The organism is Streptomyces sp. NBC_00536 (genome assembly GCF_036346295.1).
In the GTDB taxonomy this organism is placed as follows: domain Bacteria; phylum Actinomycetota; class Actinomycetes; order Streptomycetales; family Streptomycetaceae; genus Streptomyces.
In genome coordinates this window covers 3,058,627-3,072,356 of record NZ_CP107819.1, presented here as the reverse complement: position 1 = coordinate 3,072,356, position 13,730 = coordinate 3,058,627, and the positions used below count along the sequence as shown (strand labels likewise).

The following is a 13,730-nucleotide window of genomic DNA, read 5'->3' as shown; positions in this document are numbered from 1 at the left end:
GTTCGTCGGCCCCGCTCCGCCCGATCGTTTCTGCGCGGCTGTGAGCATGCGGAGTCCGCCCCTGACCTCGGCTGATCGGTCGTGACGTTCTGTAGGCGCAGGTGGATATGCGCGTAAAGCAGTGGAGTCACCGGGATGCCGGATCGCTCACTCGTGTGGGGCACCGGAACAGGACATTAGTAAGACAATCGCCGCAAGGTGGGTGGGATGTTACGAAATCCACCACCGGAGGTCGATGTGCCGCGACAGCAGACACCCGGGGGAGTGGAGCGCTACCGCGTGCGCAGTGCCGCGGCCGCCCTCACCTCCCTCGCGGCCATCGCCGCGATCTCGCTGGTCGCGGGTCCGGCGGTGGCCGATTCCGGGGCCGGGCCGTGCGCGCTGACCCGGACGCAGGCGCACCACTCGCTGGGCCTGGACACCTGGAACGGCGCCTACCCCAAGCCGGAACGTTCCCTCAACGCCCTGATGGTCTTCCTGTCCTTCCCGGACTCCCAGCCCCAGACCACCCCCGAGCAGCTGACCGGGGATTACTTCCCGGCCACCAGCGACTTCTTCGAGCGGGCCTCGTACGGCCGCTTCCGGCTGGTCCCGCACCCCCAGCGGCAGTGGATGCGGATGCCCAAGCCGTCCACGGCCTACGGGATACAGCGCGACTGGGCCCCCGAGGCGCGGGCGGCTTACCTGCGCGACGCGGTCGCCACCGCCGATCCCGCGGTCGACTTCAGCAAGTACGACATCGTGTACTTCGTCGCCGACCCGGACGCACCCGGGGTGGACTCCGACGCCACCAAGGTCGTCAACTTCGACCGGCCCATCCGCGCCGACGGCACCGATCTGCGGCGGATCGTCACCGTCTTCGAGAAGCACCCCCCGGACCGCAACGTGCTGGCGCACGAGACCGGGCACGTCTTCGACCTGCCCGACCTCTACCACCGGCCCACCGACGGCAAGGGGGACTGGGACACCTACGTCGGCGACTGGGACGTGATGGGCAGCCAGTTCGGGATGTCCCCGGACCTGTTCGCCTGGCACAAGTGGAAGCTCGGCTGGCTCGGCCCCGGCCAGGTGGACTGCGTGCGCGGCGGCACCTCGCTGCACACCCTCCAGCCGCTGGGCCAGGCCCCGGAGCGCGGCGGATCGGTCGGGACCCGGCTCGCGGTCGTCCGTACGGGCCCCGGCACCGCGATCGCCATCGAGGCCCGGGGCTCGGCGGGCAACGACCGGGACACCTGCACCGAGGGCGTGCTCGTCTACCGGGTGCGCAACGAGCCCGCGTCCGGCGGTGGTCCGATCGAGGTGCTGGACGGGCACCCCGACACCGACGCCTGCTGGGGGCGCTCGGTCTACCCGCCGCTCGCGGACGCGCCGCTGGAGGTCGGGGAGACCTTCACCGTGCCGGGGGAGCGGATCACCATCGAGGTGGCCGACCGCACCCAGTCCGGCGCGTACACGGTGAAGATCACCAGCTAGGGGCCGCGCCGTACCGGGAACGCACGAAAAAGGCCCCCCACTCGCGTGAGGGGCCTTTCTCCGTCTGTGCGCCGCCAGGGACTCGAACCCCGGACCCGCTGATTAAGAGTCAGCTGCTCTAACCAACTGAGCTAGCGGCGCTTGCTGACGTCGTAGACATTAGCATCCGGATCGGCCGAAGGAAAAATCGATATCCGCAGGTCCGGTGCGCCGGCGCGGACGGCGGGGCCGGCGCCGCCGCGGGCGGCCCGGACGCAGGCCCACAGCAGGGCCTCCGGCCCCGGCAGCCACGGCAGCCGGGAGTCCGGGGCCACCAGCCAGCGCGAATGGCCCGGCGCGTCCCCGGGGGCGGGGGTCAGCGCCGGTACGGTCACGGCGTCGCCGCGGCCGTGGCACAGCGGGGCGGGCAGCGGCCCCGCGGTCGCGCCCTGGGACTCTGTGGCCGCGCCGTGGGGCTCCGCGCCGTGGGCCTCCCCCCACTCCTCCCAGTCGAGCAGGGCGGGCAGCCGCTGGGCGGTGCCGGGGGCCGCGAACAGCAGCATCCGGCCGCGGTGGACGGCCACCGGGCCGCAGCCCGGCCCCTCGGCCCACAGCAGGTCCAGCATCCGGCGCCCGAAGACCACGGGGACGTTGACGACGTCGAAGGCGGTACCGCACGGCAGCACCGCGGGGGCGGTGGGCCGGTCCCGCCACAGCGTGAGGGTGCTCTGCGGGTAGGGCGAGGCGGAGGCGAGCCACGCGGCGCCCTGCGGGGTGACGTGGGTGGCGGGTCCGTGGAGGGCGGGGCAGCCGGTAGCCGTCGTCATCGTGGTCATGGGGAAGGTCTACCGGCCGTAGCGCGCCGGTTCCCCGGAGTTACGGGAAACCCGGACAGCGTGGGGCGTGCTGGGGTATCTTGCGCTGCGCATATGCCAGAACGGGTGTGCGGGTGGCCGTGTCAGTGGTCCTCCGCGCCGCCCCTGAGCAGGCCCTCGCCGAAGTCGATCATCTTCTCGGCGTAGTCCTCGGACCACTGCGCGGACTCGCCGATGGACGCCGCCGACAGCCGGTCGAAGCGGCGCGGGTCCGCCAGCTGGGCGGCCGCCATGGCCTGGTACTCGACCGCCCGGTCCTGCGCGGCCCGGAAGGCGAGCGCCAGTTCGGTGGCGCGGGCCAGCAGCTCGCGCGGGTCCTCGATGGATTCGAGATCGAAGAAGTGCTCCGGATCCGTGGCCGCTTCCGAGGGCTCGAAGAGCAGCGGCGCGGGCCGCAGCCTCCGCTCGGTGCGCTCGGGCTCTGCCATGCGTGTCCTCCTGCTTCGCGGACGAAATCCTTCCGGGCCACCGTCCATTGTCCAGCGCCGCGCAAGCCCGCCCCAAGGGGCCCCGCACGGGCTGGCACGCGCGTACGAACCCCCGCGCGCGGGGGCCCGTAGGCGAAGGGCTACGGCTTCCAGGGCACCCGGTGTTCCGCGAGGTGGGCCAGGACCGAGTGGTTCGCCTCCCACCCGTCGGGGAACTTCATCGTCACGCCCAGCTGGACCGGTTCCGTCGAGGGATGGTCGTCCAGGAGGCGCGCTATGCCCGCGCGGGCCACCACCACGCAGGCGTGGCGGTGGCGGGAGGCCAGGACGCACAGGCGGCCCGTCTCCAGGTGGAAGGCGGTCGCGTCGGGGCGGCCGGACAGGGGGTGCAGGACCACCGTGAGGTCGTACTCGCGGCCCTGGAGCCGGTTCGCGGTGTCGACGGTCACCCCCGTGACCCCCAGCCCCGCCAGGGCGGCGCGGACCGCCGCGGCCTGGTCGCGGTGGGCGGTGCCGACCGCGATCCGGTCCGCGGTCAGCGGCGCCGGGCCCGGGCCGCGCTCGTCGGAGGTCACCGCGCCCCGGTCCAGCGCCCGCCGGACCACCAGGGCCACCGCTCCCACCGCCTCCGGGTCAGTGCGCGGGGTGTGCCGGGCGGGCAGCTCCAGCAGGCCCCACCCGGATTCGGCGGCCTCGTCGAGGACGCGGTCCGGCCCCGAACCGTCGGAGGGCACGCCGTACGCGAGCCGCCGGTCGCCGTGGTCCGTACCGCTGCGGAACCGGGCGTACGGATAGAACGCGCGCGAGACCAGCGGCGCGGCCGACGCCGGGAGCCGCCAGGACACCGGCAGCCGGTGCTGCGGCAGCTGCGGATTGTGCGCCAGCAGGGTGGAGACCGCCGAGGCGGACGGGTCGTAGGACAGCCCCGCCCACTGCTCGGCGCCGACCACGCTGAACGGGTCCAGCTGGCCCGGATCGCCCACGAACAGCGCCCGTTCGAACAGCCCGGCCACGGCCAGCAGCGCGTCGGAGCGCATCTGGTACGCCTCGTCCACGATCGCGTGCTCCCACACCTCCACACCCTGGGTGTGCGCCCACTTCGCCGCCGTCGAGATGACGACCGGCAGCTCGGCGAGGTCGCCCGCCTTCGCGGAGAGGGTCACCGACTCCAGCTCCAGCAGCGCCTTGTCGTAGGCGTCGCCGTCACTGCTGTGCAGCCGCCCCACCCGCAGCCCGGGGTCCTTCTCGGCGAGCCGCAGCACCAGGTCGTCGACCTGCGCGTTCGTCTGCGCCACGATCATCATCCGGCGGCCCGCGGCGGCCAGCTCCCGGGCCGCCCGCACCACCAGCGTGGACTTCCCGGCGCCGGGCGGGGAGTCGACGACCACGCCCCGCTCGGTGCCGTGCAGCGTGTCGTGCAGGATCGCCTCGGTGGCCCGCGCGGCGGCGGCGCCCGGGTCGGAACCGGATTCGGGCGCGGACGGGGTCGTGGTCACAGGAGGTCCTCGTCGGTCACGGCGTCGGGCTGGATCACCAGGGCGGCCGCGGCTCCGGGGGTGCCGGAGCCGGGCGGGCCGCCGTGCGTCCACGGCGTGTTCTCCGGGTCGGGCAGCTTCGGCCCGCCCCGCGCGTCGTGCTCGAAGAGCGTCCAGCACACCCGGTCGCCCTTGCCGGGCACCGAACCCGCGTCGGGCTCCTTGCCGCGGCCCATCTTGTCCAGCAGCCGCAGCACCAGCAGCCCGTCCTCCTTGGGTCCGGCGTACCCGACGAACTCGGCGGACTGCGGCCGTCCGTCCAGCGCGCGGTACACCTTCGCCCGGCCGCCGTCCTCGGGCAGCTGCGGCCGGTCCTCCGTCGCCACCGTCACCAGGGGGCGGGGGGAGGGCCGCTTGGACTCCGTCCACTCCATGACCACCTCGGTGACCTCGCCCGCGAAGGCCTCGCCCGCGAGCCGCCGCCCCGCCATCACCAGCGGGTCGTCCAGGGCCTCCTGGGCGTCCACCCGGACCTGCTCGGTCTCGCGGGTGGCCAGCTTCTGCGCCGCCGTCACCGCGTCGTCACGGCGCGGCTGCGGCGGTTCACCCGCCCGGACCCGGTCCCGGTGACCGGTGTACGACCAGCGGTCGCGGGTCCAGCGCTGCTGGGCATACGCCCCCTCGGGCAGCGCGCGCAGCAGGTCCAGGGCCTGCCACACCGCGTCCCAGGTCGGCCGCAGCTGCGCCTCGACCAGCCGGCGCACCTCGTCCGCCGCCCGCGCCAGCGCCTCCTCGTTCCGGGGGTCGGCGCCGCGAGCCGCGTCGAAGCGGGCCATCGCCGGGGCCAGCAGCCGGTTGTCGAAGGCCGGGTCGGTCGCGGGCCCCGCCGGGGGCACGAACAGCTGCCCGTCCCGGTCCCGGCCCAGCTCCGCACGCAGCGCCGCCTCCGCGCCCGACCGGCCCTGCGGCGGATCGATCCAGGCCAGGAGCGCGCCCAGGTGCTGGTCCTCCAGATTGCTCTGGCCGCTCGCCCAGTGCCGGGCCAGCAGCTCCGTCGCGGACAGCAGCATCGAGGAACCGGGCACCCGGGAGCGCTCCGCGAGGTGCGTGAACCAGCGGCCCAGCAACGGCACCCGCGGCGGCGCGGGATGCGGGGCGTCCGGATCCTCCTCGGCCGTCCGCCGGAACCGCATCGACCGCCCGAGCAGCCGGACGTACTCGACGCCCGCCCGGCTCGGCACGACCAGCTGCGGCGCGTCCGCGCACAGCTCGGTGGCCACCTTGACCTTCTTGCCGCTCTCCGGATCCGTCTCGGTCCGCTCGGCGGCCTCCACCACGTCCGCGTACGCGTCGATGTACGGCAGCACCTCGTCCGCCAGCGCCGCCAGGAACGCCCAGCGCAGGTCCCGGTCGCGCGGCTGCGTGACGACGAACAGCCGCGGCTCCGCCCGGTCGGTGCCCACCAGCGCGCCGAGCGGGGCGCCCGCCTCACCGGCCGTGGTCAGCGGGACGAACACCAGCGGACGCGCGGCCAGGTGCCGGTGCCGGACGGTGGCCACCGGCTGCGCCCGCCCCGCGCGGACGGCCTGCAGCCGGGCCAGAGTGCTCAGCAGGGGCATGCGAGGGCCTCCGGAAGCGGGTCCGTGCGGACGGCGGCGCAATCCAGGGCCGCGGATTCCAGGGCCGCGGATTCCAGGGCCTCGGCGCGCAGCCGGGCCGCCCGGTGCAGGGCCGCGGCGGTCGGGTCGTCCGCGGGGCCCGCCCCGGCGGCGGCCGCCAGCGCCTCGCCGACCGTGGTCAGCGCGCCCAGTTCGCCCCGGACGGAGCGGCCGAGCGTGGTCACCGCGTCGGCCGCGCGGGAGCGCTCCCGGCAGTGGAAGGCCAGCTCGCAGGAGGCCAGGCATTCGGGGGCGTAGGCGGCGTCGACCGCTTCGACCGCCGCGGTCAGTTCCCCGGCGGGCCGCGACGGGTCGAAGCTCAGCCCCTCGGGCAGCGCCGCGGCCAGCTCCTCGACCCGGGTGAGCCGGGCCAGCTGGCGCGCCGTCACCGCGCGCTGCTTGCGGATGTCGAGGACGGCCGCGGTGGGCAGGTTGGAGAAGTCCTTGGGGCAGACCAGCAGGGCCGATTCCCCGACGCTCGCGCCCGCGAGGACGGCGGCGATCCGCTCCAGGGCCAGGACGTAGACGGCGGACTGGCGGGCGGCGGCGCCCGCCTTCGCCGCGTCCGCGGTCCCGTCGATCATCGGGAAGGACTTGATCTCGACGACGGTCCAGCGGCCGTCGGGATGCACCACGACGGCGTCGGGTTCCAAGTAGGCGGGGGACCCGGCGACCTCCAGCGCGAGCATCGGATGGTCGAGCAGGGTCCAGGCGGCGGCCGCCGTCGCCTCGCGCAGGGCGAGCGCGGTCCGGGCGGCGCGGCCCTCGGGACCGGCGGCGGTCAGGTCGGGGACGCGGGCGCCCCGGGCCGGGGGCTCGGCTCCGGCGCCGAGGTGCTCGTACACCAGGCGCAGCAGCTCGGCGCCGCCGTCGCCCTTGACCTTGGCCTCGAAGGAGTTGCCGCGGATCATCGCGAACTGCGACTGCCCGAAGGCGGCCGGGGAGCCGAGCGCCGAGGCCAGGGCGGTCTTGTCCACCCCGGCGCCGTCCAGCAGGGCCCGTCTGCCGCAGCCCGGGTTGGCGGCGAGGGCCGCCAGCGCCCGGGCGTCGAGCGGGCGGGGCGGCACGGCGGGGCCGCGCAGATCAGCGAGCCGCTGCCGGAGCGTCGTCGTCTGCGGAGGGCCGCTGGGCGGGAAGGAGCTCACCCGCGGAAGTGTCCCATCCGCCACTGACAATCGTGGACTTACGGCGGAAACCGGCAGGAGCGGAGGAAGCGGGAGCCGCGGCGTACCGGCGGGCGGCGAGCCGTTCCAGGCCCAGCGCGATCAGGAGACCCACGCCCATGACGCCCGCACCGGCGACGGCGTCGAGGAAGTAGTGGTTGGCGGTGCCCATCACGACGAGGGTGGTGACGAGGGGGTACGCCGCGCCCAGCGCCCGCAGCAGCGGGTGGCGCCCGTAGCGCCACAGCAGCACGCCGCACCACAGCGCCCAGCCGACGTGCAGGCTCGGCATCGCCGCGTACTGGTTGGTGAAGGAACCGAGTCCGCGCGGCGCGCTGGCCTCGGCGCCCCACCAGCCGTACGAGCTGTACTGGGCCATGGTGTCGGTGAACCCGTGCGCCAGGTGGAGCAGCCGCGGCGGGCAGGTGGGCATCAGGGCGAAGCCGACGAGTCCGAGCAGGGTGGAGGAGACCAGCCAGGTCCGGGCGGTGCGGTAGTGCGCGGGGCGCCGGTGGTAGAGCCAGACCAGCACGGCGGGGGTGATCAGGTAGTGCAGCGAGGCGTAGACGAAGTCGGCGGGTATGCCGATCCAGGCGTGCGAGGTGAAGAGCCGGTTGAGCGGGCTCTCGAAGTCGATGGCCAGGCCCCGCTCGAAGCGGAGGATCGCGAGGCCGTGGTCGACGGCGAGCTGCACGTCGCCCCGGGCCAGGAGTCGGCCGCCCGAATAGGCGCCGTAGACGAGGCCCAGGAGCAGCAGTTCGGCCCACCATCGGGTGGGCCGTCGCCAATTAGTCATACGGTGTAAGACGCGGATGAGCGCCTGGAGGTTGCCTGGTGTTCGTGTGATGGATGATGGCCTGACGACAGAACCATATGATCCGCACCACAAGCGTCACGAGCACCACAAGCGGCACGAGCACCACAAGCATCACAAGAAGCGCAATGCTGGTGAACCCTTACGGACCGGGAGAAAAAGACATGGCCCCCCGCATCCTGCTGGCCCGTCACGGACAGACCGCGTGGTCGCTGTCCGGCAAGCACACGGGACGTACGGACGTCCCGCTGCTGGAAGAGGGGAAGCGGGGCGCGAAGCTGCTCGGCGAGCGCCTGGTCCGCGACCCCTGGGCGGGGCTGCCGGGTGTCGAGGTCCGCACCAGCCCGCTGATCCGCGCGAGCGAGAGCTGTGACATCGCGGGCTTCGGTCTCCAGGCGACGCCCTGGGACACCCTCATGGAGTGGGACTACGGCGACTACGAGGGCATGACCCCCGCCGAGATCCACGCGGTCCAGCCCGGCTGGCTCATCTGGCGCGACGGGGCGCGCGGCGGCGAATCGATCGCCGACGTCTCCGCGCGGGCGGACGAGGTGGTCACCTGGGCCCGCTCGTCCGAACGCGACGTACTGATCTTCGCCCACGGCCACATCCTGCGCTCCGTCGCCGCCCGCTGGCTCGGCCTGGACCTCTCCTTCGGCGCCCGGATCAAACTCGACCCGACCTCGCTGTCGGTCCTCGGCTGGGCGTACGGGGCGCCGGCGGTGGAGCGCTGGAACGACACCGGTCACCTCGACGGGTAGGGACAGCCGCCCCTGACCGTGCCCGCGTCCCGCCCGTCAGGCGGACGCGTGCCGGGTCAGGAACGCGCCGACGCGCGGCGAGCGCTGGTGCGGGACCAGGGCGCGGGCCGTGCCCGACAGGATCGACTGGACCCGGGTCGACTGCACCTCGGTCAGCAGGTCCAGCACCCGGTGGCCCGCCCAGGCCGCCTCGTCCGGTGCGCCCGCGCGGGCCAGGTCGTCGGCCAGCTCCGAGGTGTAGAGGGCGACGTTCCGGGCGAAGTGCGGGTCCTGGAGGTCGGCGGCCCGCCGGGCGTGCCGGGCGGCGCGGGAGTACTCGCCCAGCGCCGCCCAGCAGCGGGCCTCCAGGAACTCCAGCTCCGCCTCGCCGAAGAACGACATCCACTCGGGGTCGGCCGGGGCCGGGCCGCGGGAGAAGTGGGTGTGGGCGCGGGTCAAAGCGTCCTCGCAGGACTTGCGGTCCGCCATCCCGGCCCAGCCGCCCGCCTCGCGCAGGGCGAGCAGGGACAGCAGCCGGGCGGAGCCGAGGCCGCGGGCCGCCCGGGCGCCGGCCTGGGCGGCCCGGACGGACTCGCGGGGCCGCCCGCGGTCCCCGGCGAGGAAGGCCGCATTGCTGAAGGCGTGCGCCTCCAGGGCGGCGTCCCCCGAGACCCGGGCGGTGGCGAGGGCTTCCGCGTAGTGCGAGCGGGCGTCCTCGAACCGGCCCGAGTCGTGGGCCAGCCAGCCGACCGAGATGGCCAGTTCGCCCGCGCCCGCGTGCAGCCGGTCCTCGGTGGACTGCCGGGTGGCCCCGGCGTCCAGCAGCGCGTAGGCGGTGCGCAGCGGTTCGGCGGCCTTGCGGTAGAGGGCGTCCGCGCCGTGCCGGTCGTCCAGCAGGCGGATCTGGCGTACGGCGTCCTCGACGGCCTCGGCCTCGGACTCGCCGGCCCGGGCGGGGATCCGGCGGTTGTCGCCGAGCAGGGTGAGGTTCAGCGTTGCGGCCGCCGCCACGGTCGCGGAGCCGCCCGCCATGAATGCGCGACGCAGCACGTCGCTCTCCTTGGAGAAATGCGTGAAGCCTGAGAACAGGGACAGGGGTGGGGAGGGGATCCGGGGGGAGGGGATCCGGTGCGCGGACCGGCCGCGTACCGCCTCGCGGGGGGAGAAGCCGAGATCGGTGAGGGTGTGCCCGGGGAACATGTGCAGGAACACGCGCTCGTAGGCATAGTTGGGACAGCGGATCTCCCCCGACTCGACCCGGCCGATGTAGCGGGCGTCGCAGGAAACCGTTTCTCCGATCTCTTTCGCCGCCCGGCGCACCATGCCCGCGAACTCGGCGGGGGAACGCTGCCCGCGGAGCCGTCGGAACGATGAGTTGGGTGAGTGGGGGGACGCCGCCATGGACGTGGCCTCTCTGGCGAGGAACGCTGCCGGTGATCTGGGGCCCGGCGCGCATGAACGTACCGCCAGGGCGGGTGGTCCCACACGGTGTTTGCCTACAAAACGGATATCTCACCCGCGATCCGCCATGAACTGCCATCCTTTGCGGCGTCCTGCCGCCGCACCCGTTGACGACCCGGCGCGTTGAACCATGCGGACCGGGAGGCGACTCCCTCGGCCACGCGCATCGAGGAGGGGTTCCCTTGTTGGAGGGCGGCATGGAGAGCAGTGGAACGAACACCGCACCCGAGCCGGGCGCGGCCCCGGCCGGCCCCCCGGCGGGAGTCGCGGTCGGAGTCTCGGCCCCGGACCTGGTGACCGTGCCCACGCGGCAGGGACTGGAGGCGGTGGACATCATCCGCCGCGCCGCCGCCCGGGACAGCGGAGTGGGCCCGGTGCTGCACGACGGGTCCGGCGACACCCTCGGATTCCTGGTGCCGCCCGGCACCGCCGACGCCTGGGACATGCCGGGCAGCGCCTGTACGCAGACCAACGGGCGCGGGATCCGGCTGTTCGGCGATTCCCCCACGGCGGGCGGCACCGGCTGGCTGCTGCCCCCGGACTCCACGGGTCCGGTCACCGACCCGGAGGTGCTGCGCGCCGCCCTCGGCGAGGCGGCCCGGCTGATCGAGGCCGCCGACAACTGCCGCTGAGCTGGGACGACGTCATGGACGACGGCATACTGAGGGCATGGCAAAGGGCAGGCAGCGCGGCGAACGGGGCGGCAGCGGAAGTGGCGGCGGGGGCGGCCGGGCGGCGGCCACCGGCCCCGTCACCGGACAGGTAGACGGCGGCACGGCGGAGCTGGCGCCGGACCGCGAGCGCGGCAACGCCTGGACCCTGCTGATCGACGGCGCCCCGCAGTCCCATGTGGACCTGGACGATCCGCAGTACCTGGACTTCTCCTACCAGCGCCGGATCGGCCACCTCATCGATCTGGCCGCGCCCGCCCGCCAGCCCCTCAACGTGCTGCACCTGGGCGGCGGGGCCTTCACCCTGGCCCGCTACACCGCGGCCACCCGCCCCCGCTCCACCCAGCAGGTCGTGGAGATCGACGCGGGCCTGGTCGCCTTCGTACGGGCCCACCTCCCGCTGGATCCGCAGGCGCGGGTCCGGGTCCGGGCCACCGACGCGCGGGCCGGGCTCGGCAAGATCCCGGACGGCTGGGCGGACCTCGTGATCGCCGACGTGTTCAGCGGTGCGCGCACCCCCGCGCACCTGACCAGCGCCGAGTTCCTGGACGACGTACGCCGTGTGCTGAACCCCGCCGGGTGGTACGTCGCCAACCTCGCGGACGGTCCGCCGCTCGCGCACCTGCGCGGGCAGATCGCCACCGCCGCCTCCCGGTTCGGGCAGCTGGCGATGGCCGCGGACCCGGTGGTGTGGCGGGGGAAACGGTTCGGCAACGCGGTGCTCGTGGCCGCCGACCGGGAGCTCCCGCTGGCCGAGTTCACCCGGCGGGTCGCGAGCGACCCGCACCCGGGGCGGGTCGAGCACGGCCGCGAACTGGCCGCCTTCGCGGGCGGCGCGCCGCCGGTGGCCGACGCCTCGGCAGTGGCCTCGCCCGCCCCGCCGCCCTCCGTGTTCCGCTGAGCGGCCCTCACGTGTTCGGCTGAGCGGTCCTCACCCATCGGAGGGAAGGCCGGTCATACCGGTGGGCGATGTCCGGGAGGGGCGGGCGGATCAGGATCGGGGGCGACACCACTTCCTGACTTCCCGAGGGGGAGCACCACCATGATCAAGCCGACGTTGCGGATGGCCGCCCTGCTCGTCCTCGCCGCCGTGATGGCGACCGGGGCCCCCGTGCCGGCGAGCGCCGCGCCGGGGCCGGCCGACGGCCGTCCCGCGGCGGCGACGGCTCCCGGCGTGGCCGGTATCGCGGGGTGGTCCCGCATGGACTACGCCGACCCGCGGGACGAGATCCGGATCTTCGTCGACGCCCACGGCCTCTTCACCCCGCAGGGCGGCCCGGCCGGGCCGGCGCGCTCCTGGGGCACCTTCCGCATCCAGCACTTCATGGGCGCGAAGGACGGCGAGCCGGCGTCTTTCAACTGGGGCGACTTCGCGGTCGACTGCGTACGCGTCGACGGCCCCGACGTGGCCGTGACCGGCAGGATCGTCGACGCCGGTCCGGGCTGGCAGATCTTCCTGAACCGCGAGCGGCCCGCCCGCATGGGGCTGAGCTTCCACGTCCCCGCGCCGGGCGCCGGTGCGACCCGCATCGGGATCACCCCGCCGACCCCGGCCGGGCAGCCCGATCTGCCGAAGTGCTCGACCCGCGCCCCCGACGCGGACGCGCTCGGGGGCGCCTACACGGTCACGGACACGCGCCGCCGCTGACCCGGATCGGGGGCGGGGGCGGTGGCGGATCGGCCACACGACTCAGCCGTCGACGACCTCGACCAGGGGCGGATGGCCGTTCCAGGTGCAGAAGACGGACACCGTGCGGTTGCCGCGGGTGAAGTTCACCCGGATCCACTCCGTCTGCTTCCACACCTGCATCCGCCAGTCCGCGTCCGGGGTCGCGGAGACCAGCTGGCCCGCGGAGCCGCCGAGGTCGAAGACGACCCGGCCGCCCGTGACCGGGTAGCTCTTGACATTCCCGGTGTCCTCGTCGGCGGCCGTCCGGCGGGAGCGCTCCGATGGGGACGGTGAGGTCGCCGGGGACGAGGCCGGGGCCGAAGGGGCCGCGGACGTGCCGGGCGACGGGGTGGGGGAGGGCGTCGGGGACGGCGCGGGGGCGGCCGGAGCGGCGTCCCCGGTCGAGGAGGACCGCGGCAGCGCGGTCAGCGGCACGGCGCGCGGAGGATCGTAGACCGTACCGGACATGACGGTGTGCACGCCCCACCAGGAGAGCGTCACCGCGGCCCCGGTCGCCAGCGTCCAGGCCAGTGCGTGGACAAGTCCTCGTTGCATCGGGGACATACTGCACCACCCGATCGAGTGGCGGACCGAGGGCTCCCGGGGTCCCCCGAATGGGCTACGGTGCCGCTCATGGCAAGTGTGCTCGTGGTCGAGGACGACCAGTTCGTACGTTCCGCCCTCATCCGGCACCTGACCGAGGCGTCCCACACCGTGCGGAGCGTCGGCACCGCCCTGGAGGCCCTGCGCGAGGTCGCGCACCACCCCTTCGACGTGGTCATCCTGGACCTCGGGCTGCCCGACCTGGACGGGTCGGAGGCGCTCAAGATGCTGCGCGGGATCACCGACGTACCGGTCATCATCGCGACCGCGCGCGACGACGAGGCGGAGATCGTCCGGCTGCTCAACGACGGGGCCGACGACTACCTCATCAAGCCGTTCTCCGTGGAGCACCTGTCCGCCCGGATGGCCGCCGTCCTGCGCCGCTCGCGCGCCGCCACCGGGGGCGAACCGCCCTCGCGCGTGCTGCGAGTGGGCGGGCTGGCCATCGACCCGCTGCGGCGCCAGGCCGCACTGGACGGGGCCGCACTGGACCTGACCCGGCGCGAGTTCGACCTGCTGACCTTCCTGGCCGGGCGGCCCGGGGTGGTCGTGGCGCGTCGGGAGCTGCTCGCCGAGGTGTGGCAGCAGTCGTACGGCGACGACCAGACGATCGACGTCCACCTGTCCTGGCTGCGCCGCAAGCTCGGCGAGACGGCCGCCAGCCCGCGCTACCTGCACACGCTGCGGGGTGTGGGCGTCAAGCTGGAGCCGCCCCTGTGAG

General features: G+C 74.4%; 14 protein-coding genes and 1 tRNA gene. 6 read left to right on the top strand and 9 right to left on the bottom strand.

Going from position 1 to position 13,730, the window contains the following annotated elements; genetic code table 11:
* Positions 1–207: 207 nt before the first annotated feature.
* Positions 208–1,473: a M6 family metalloprotease domain-containing protein gene (locus OHS33_RS13285; RefSeq protein ID WP_443065292.1), complete on the top strand. Its 1,266-nt coding sequence runs from the start codon at positions 208–210 to the stop codon at positions 1,471–1,473.
* Between the two features lie 67 nt (positions 1,474–1,540).
* Here OHS33_RS13285 and OHS33_RS13280 read toward each other — a convergent pair.
* The 7 genes from OHS33_RS13280 to OHS33_RS13250 form a co-directional block, all read right to left on the bottom strand.
* Positions 1,541–1,614: transfer RNA gene (locus tag OHS33_RS13280), tRNA-Lys, on the bottom strand.
* Complete coding sequence (locus tag OHS33_RS13275; protein WP_330330611.1) at positions 1,605–2,288, bottom strand: bifunctional DNA primase/polymerase; 684 nt, start codon at positions 2,286–2,288, stop codon at positions 1,605–1,607. Before OHS33_RS13275 ends, OHS33_RS13280 begins: the two co-directional genes overlap by 10 nt.
* A gap of 122 nt (positions 2,289–2,410) precedes the next feature.
* On the bottom strand, positions 2,411–2,755 hold the full coding sequence (locus OHS33_RS13270; RefSeq protein WP_330330610.1) for a hypothetical protein: 345 nt from the start codon (positions 2,753–2,755) through the stop codon (positions 2,411–2,413).
* Positions 2,756–2,895: 140 nt separating this feature from the next.
* Positions 2,896–4,251 (bottom strand): AAA domain-containing protein, encoded by a 1,356-nt coding sequence (locus tag OHS33_RS13265; protein WP_330330609.1) that lies wholly within the window; start codon positions 4,249–4,251, stop codon positions 2,896–2,898.
* Complete coding sequence (locus tag OHS33_RS13260; RefSeq protein ID WP_330330608.1) at positions 4,248–5,849, bottom strand: hypothetical protein; 1,602 nt, start codon at positions 5,847–5,849, stop codon at positions 4,248–4,250. Before OHS33_RS13260 ends, OHS33_RS13265 begins: the two co-directional genes overlap by 4 nt.
* On the bottom strand, positions 5,837–7,033 hold the full coding sequence (locus OHS33_RS13255) for a hypothetical protein (RefSeq protein WP_330330607.1): 1,197 nt from the start codon (positions 7,031–7,033) through the stop codon (positions 5,837–5,839). The genes OHS33_RS13260 and OHS33_RS13255 overlap by 13 nt, the downstream gene beginning before the upstream one ends.
* Positions 6,972–7,847, bottom strand: coding sequence for a phosphatase PAP2 family protein (locus OHS33_RS13250; protein ID WP_330330606.1), 876 nt, complete (start codon positions 7,845–7,847; stop codon positions 6,972–6,974). The genes OHS33_RS13255 and OHS33_RS13250 overlap by 62 nt, the downstream gene beginning before the upstream one ends.
* A 182-nt stretch (positions 7,848–8,029) precedes the next feature.
* Between OHS33_RS13250 and OHS33_RS13245 the strand changes: the two genes are divergently transcribed.
* Positions 8,030–8,626: a histidine phosphatase family protein gene (locus tag OHS33_RS13245; protein WP_330330605.1), complete on the top strand. Its 597-nt coding sequence runs from the start codon at positions 8,030–8,032 to the stop codon at positions 8,624–8,626.
* A 36-nt stretch (positions 8,627–8,662) separates the two neighbouring features.
* On the opposite strand, the gene OHS33_RS13240 is transcribed toward OHS33_RS13245, so the two are convergent.
* Positions 8,663–10,006 (bottom strand): tetratricopeptide repeat protein, encoded by a 1,344-nt coding sequence (locus tag OHS33_RS13240; protein WP_330330604.1) that lies wholly within the window; start codon positions 10,004–10,006, stop codon positions 8,663–8,665.
* Between the two features lie 257 nt (positions 10,007–10,263).
* Here OHS33_RS13240 and OHS33_RS13235 point away from each other — a divergent pair, with 257 nt between their 5' ends.
* From OHS33_RS13235 to OHS33_RS13225, 3 genes are all read left to right on the top strand, one after another.
* Positions 10,264–10,698 carry a hypothetical protein gene (locus OHS33_RS13235; RefSeq protein ID WP_330330603.1) on the top strand — a complete coding sequence of 145 codons (435 nt, stop codon included), beginning with the start codon at positions 10,264–10,266 and terminating at the stop codon, positions 10,696–10,698.
* 37 nt (positions 10,699–10,735) lie between these two features.
* Positions 10,736–11,638: a spermidine synthase gene (locus tag OHS33_RS13230; protein ID WP_330330602.1), complete on the top strand. Its 903-nt coding sequence runs from the start codon at positions 10,736–10,738 to the stop codon at positions 11,636–11,638.
* Between the two features lie 141 nt (positions 11,639–11,779).
* Positions 11,780–12,385, top strand: a complete 606-nt coding sequence (locus OHS33_RS13225) for a hypothetical protein (protein WP_330330601.1) — start codon at positions 11,780–11,782, stop codon at positions 12,383–12,385.
* A gap of 42 nt (positions 12,386–12,427) precedes the next feature.
* Here the strand turns inward: OHS33_RS13225 and OHS33_RS13220 are convergent, their stop codons facing one another.
* Entirely contained in the window at positions 12,428–12,961 is a 534-nt protein-coding gene (locus tag OHS33_RS13220; RefSeq protein WP_330330600.1) for a hypothetical protein, read from the bottom strand.
* 78 nt (positions 12,962–13,039) lie between these two features.
* Here OHS33_RS13220 and OHS33_RS13215 point away from each other — a divergent pair, with 78 nt between their 5' ends.
* On the top strand, positions 13,040–13,729 hold the full coding sequence (locus tag OHS33_RS13215; protein ID WP_330330599.1) for a response regulator transcription factor: 690 nt from the start codon (positions 13,040–13,042) through the stop codon (positions 13,727–13,729).
* The last annotated feature ends 1 nt before the right edge of the window (position 13,730 follow it).

Bases quoted from the DNA above. Each gene is read 5' to 3' on its own strand.
- OHS33_RS13235 (WP_330330603.1), top strand. From the start codon at position 10,264: ATGGAGAGCAGTGGAACGAACACCGCACCCGAGCCGGGCGCGGCCCCG.
- OHS33_RS13245 (WP_330330605.1), top strand. From the start codon at position 8,030: ATGGCCCCCCGCATCCTGCTGGCCCGTCACGGACAGACCGCGTGGTCG.
- OHS33_RS13225 (WP_330330601.1), top strand. From the start codon at position 11,780: ATGATCAAGCCGACGTTGCGGATGGCCGCCCTGCTCGTCCTCGCCGCC.
- OHS33_RS13230 (WP_330330602.1), top strand. From the start codon at position 10,736: ATGGCAAAGGGCAGGCAGCGCGGCGAACGGGGCGGCAGCGGAAGTGGC.
- OHS33_RS13250 (WP_330330606.1), bottom strand. From the start codon at position 7,847: ATGACTAATTGGCGACGGCCCACCCGATGGTGGGCCGAACTGCTGCTC.
- OHS33_RS13270 (WP_330330610.1), bottom strand. From the start codon at position 2,755: ATGGCAGAGCCCGAGCGCACCGAGCGGAGGCTGCGGCCCGCGCCGCTG.
- OHS33_RS13215 (WP_330330599.1), top strand. From the start codon at position 13,040: ATGGCAAGTGTGCTCGTGGTCGAGGACGACCAGTTCGTACGTTCCGCC.
- OHS33_RS13240 (WP_330330604.1), bottom strand. From the start codon at position 10,006: ATGGCGGCGTCCCCCCACTCACCCAACTCATCGTTCCGACGGCTCCGC.
- OHS33_RS13275 (WP_330330611.1), bottom strand. From the start codon at position 2,288: ATGACCACGATGACGACGGCTACCGGCTGCCCCGCCCTCCACGGACCC.
- OHS33_RS13285 (WP_443065292.1), top strand. From the start codon at position 208: ATGTTACGAAATCCACCACCGGAGGTCGATGTGCCGCGACAGCAGACA.
- OHS33_RS13260 (WP_330330608.1), bottom strand. From the start codon at position 5,849: ATGCCCCTGCTGAGCACTCTGGCCCGGCTGCAGGCCGTCCGCGCGGGG.
- OHS33_RS13220 (WP_330330600.1), bottom strand. From the start codon at position 12,961: ATGCAACGAGGACTTGTCCACGCACTGGCCTGGACGCTGGCGACCGGG.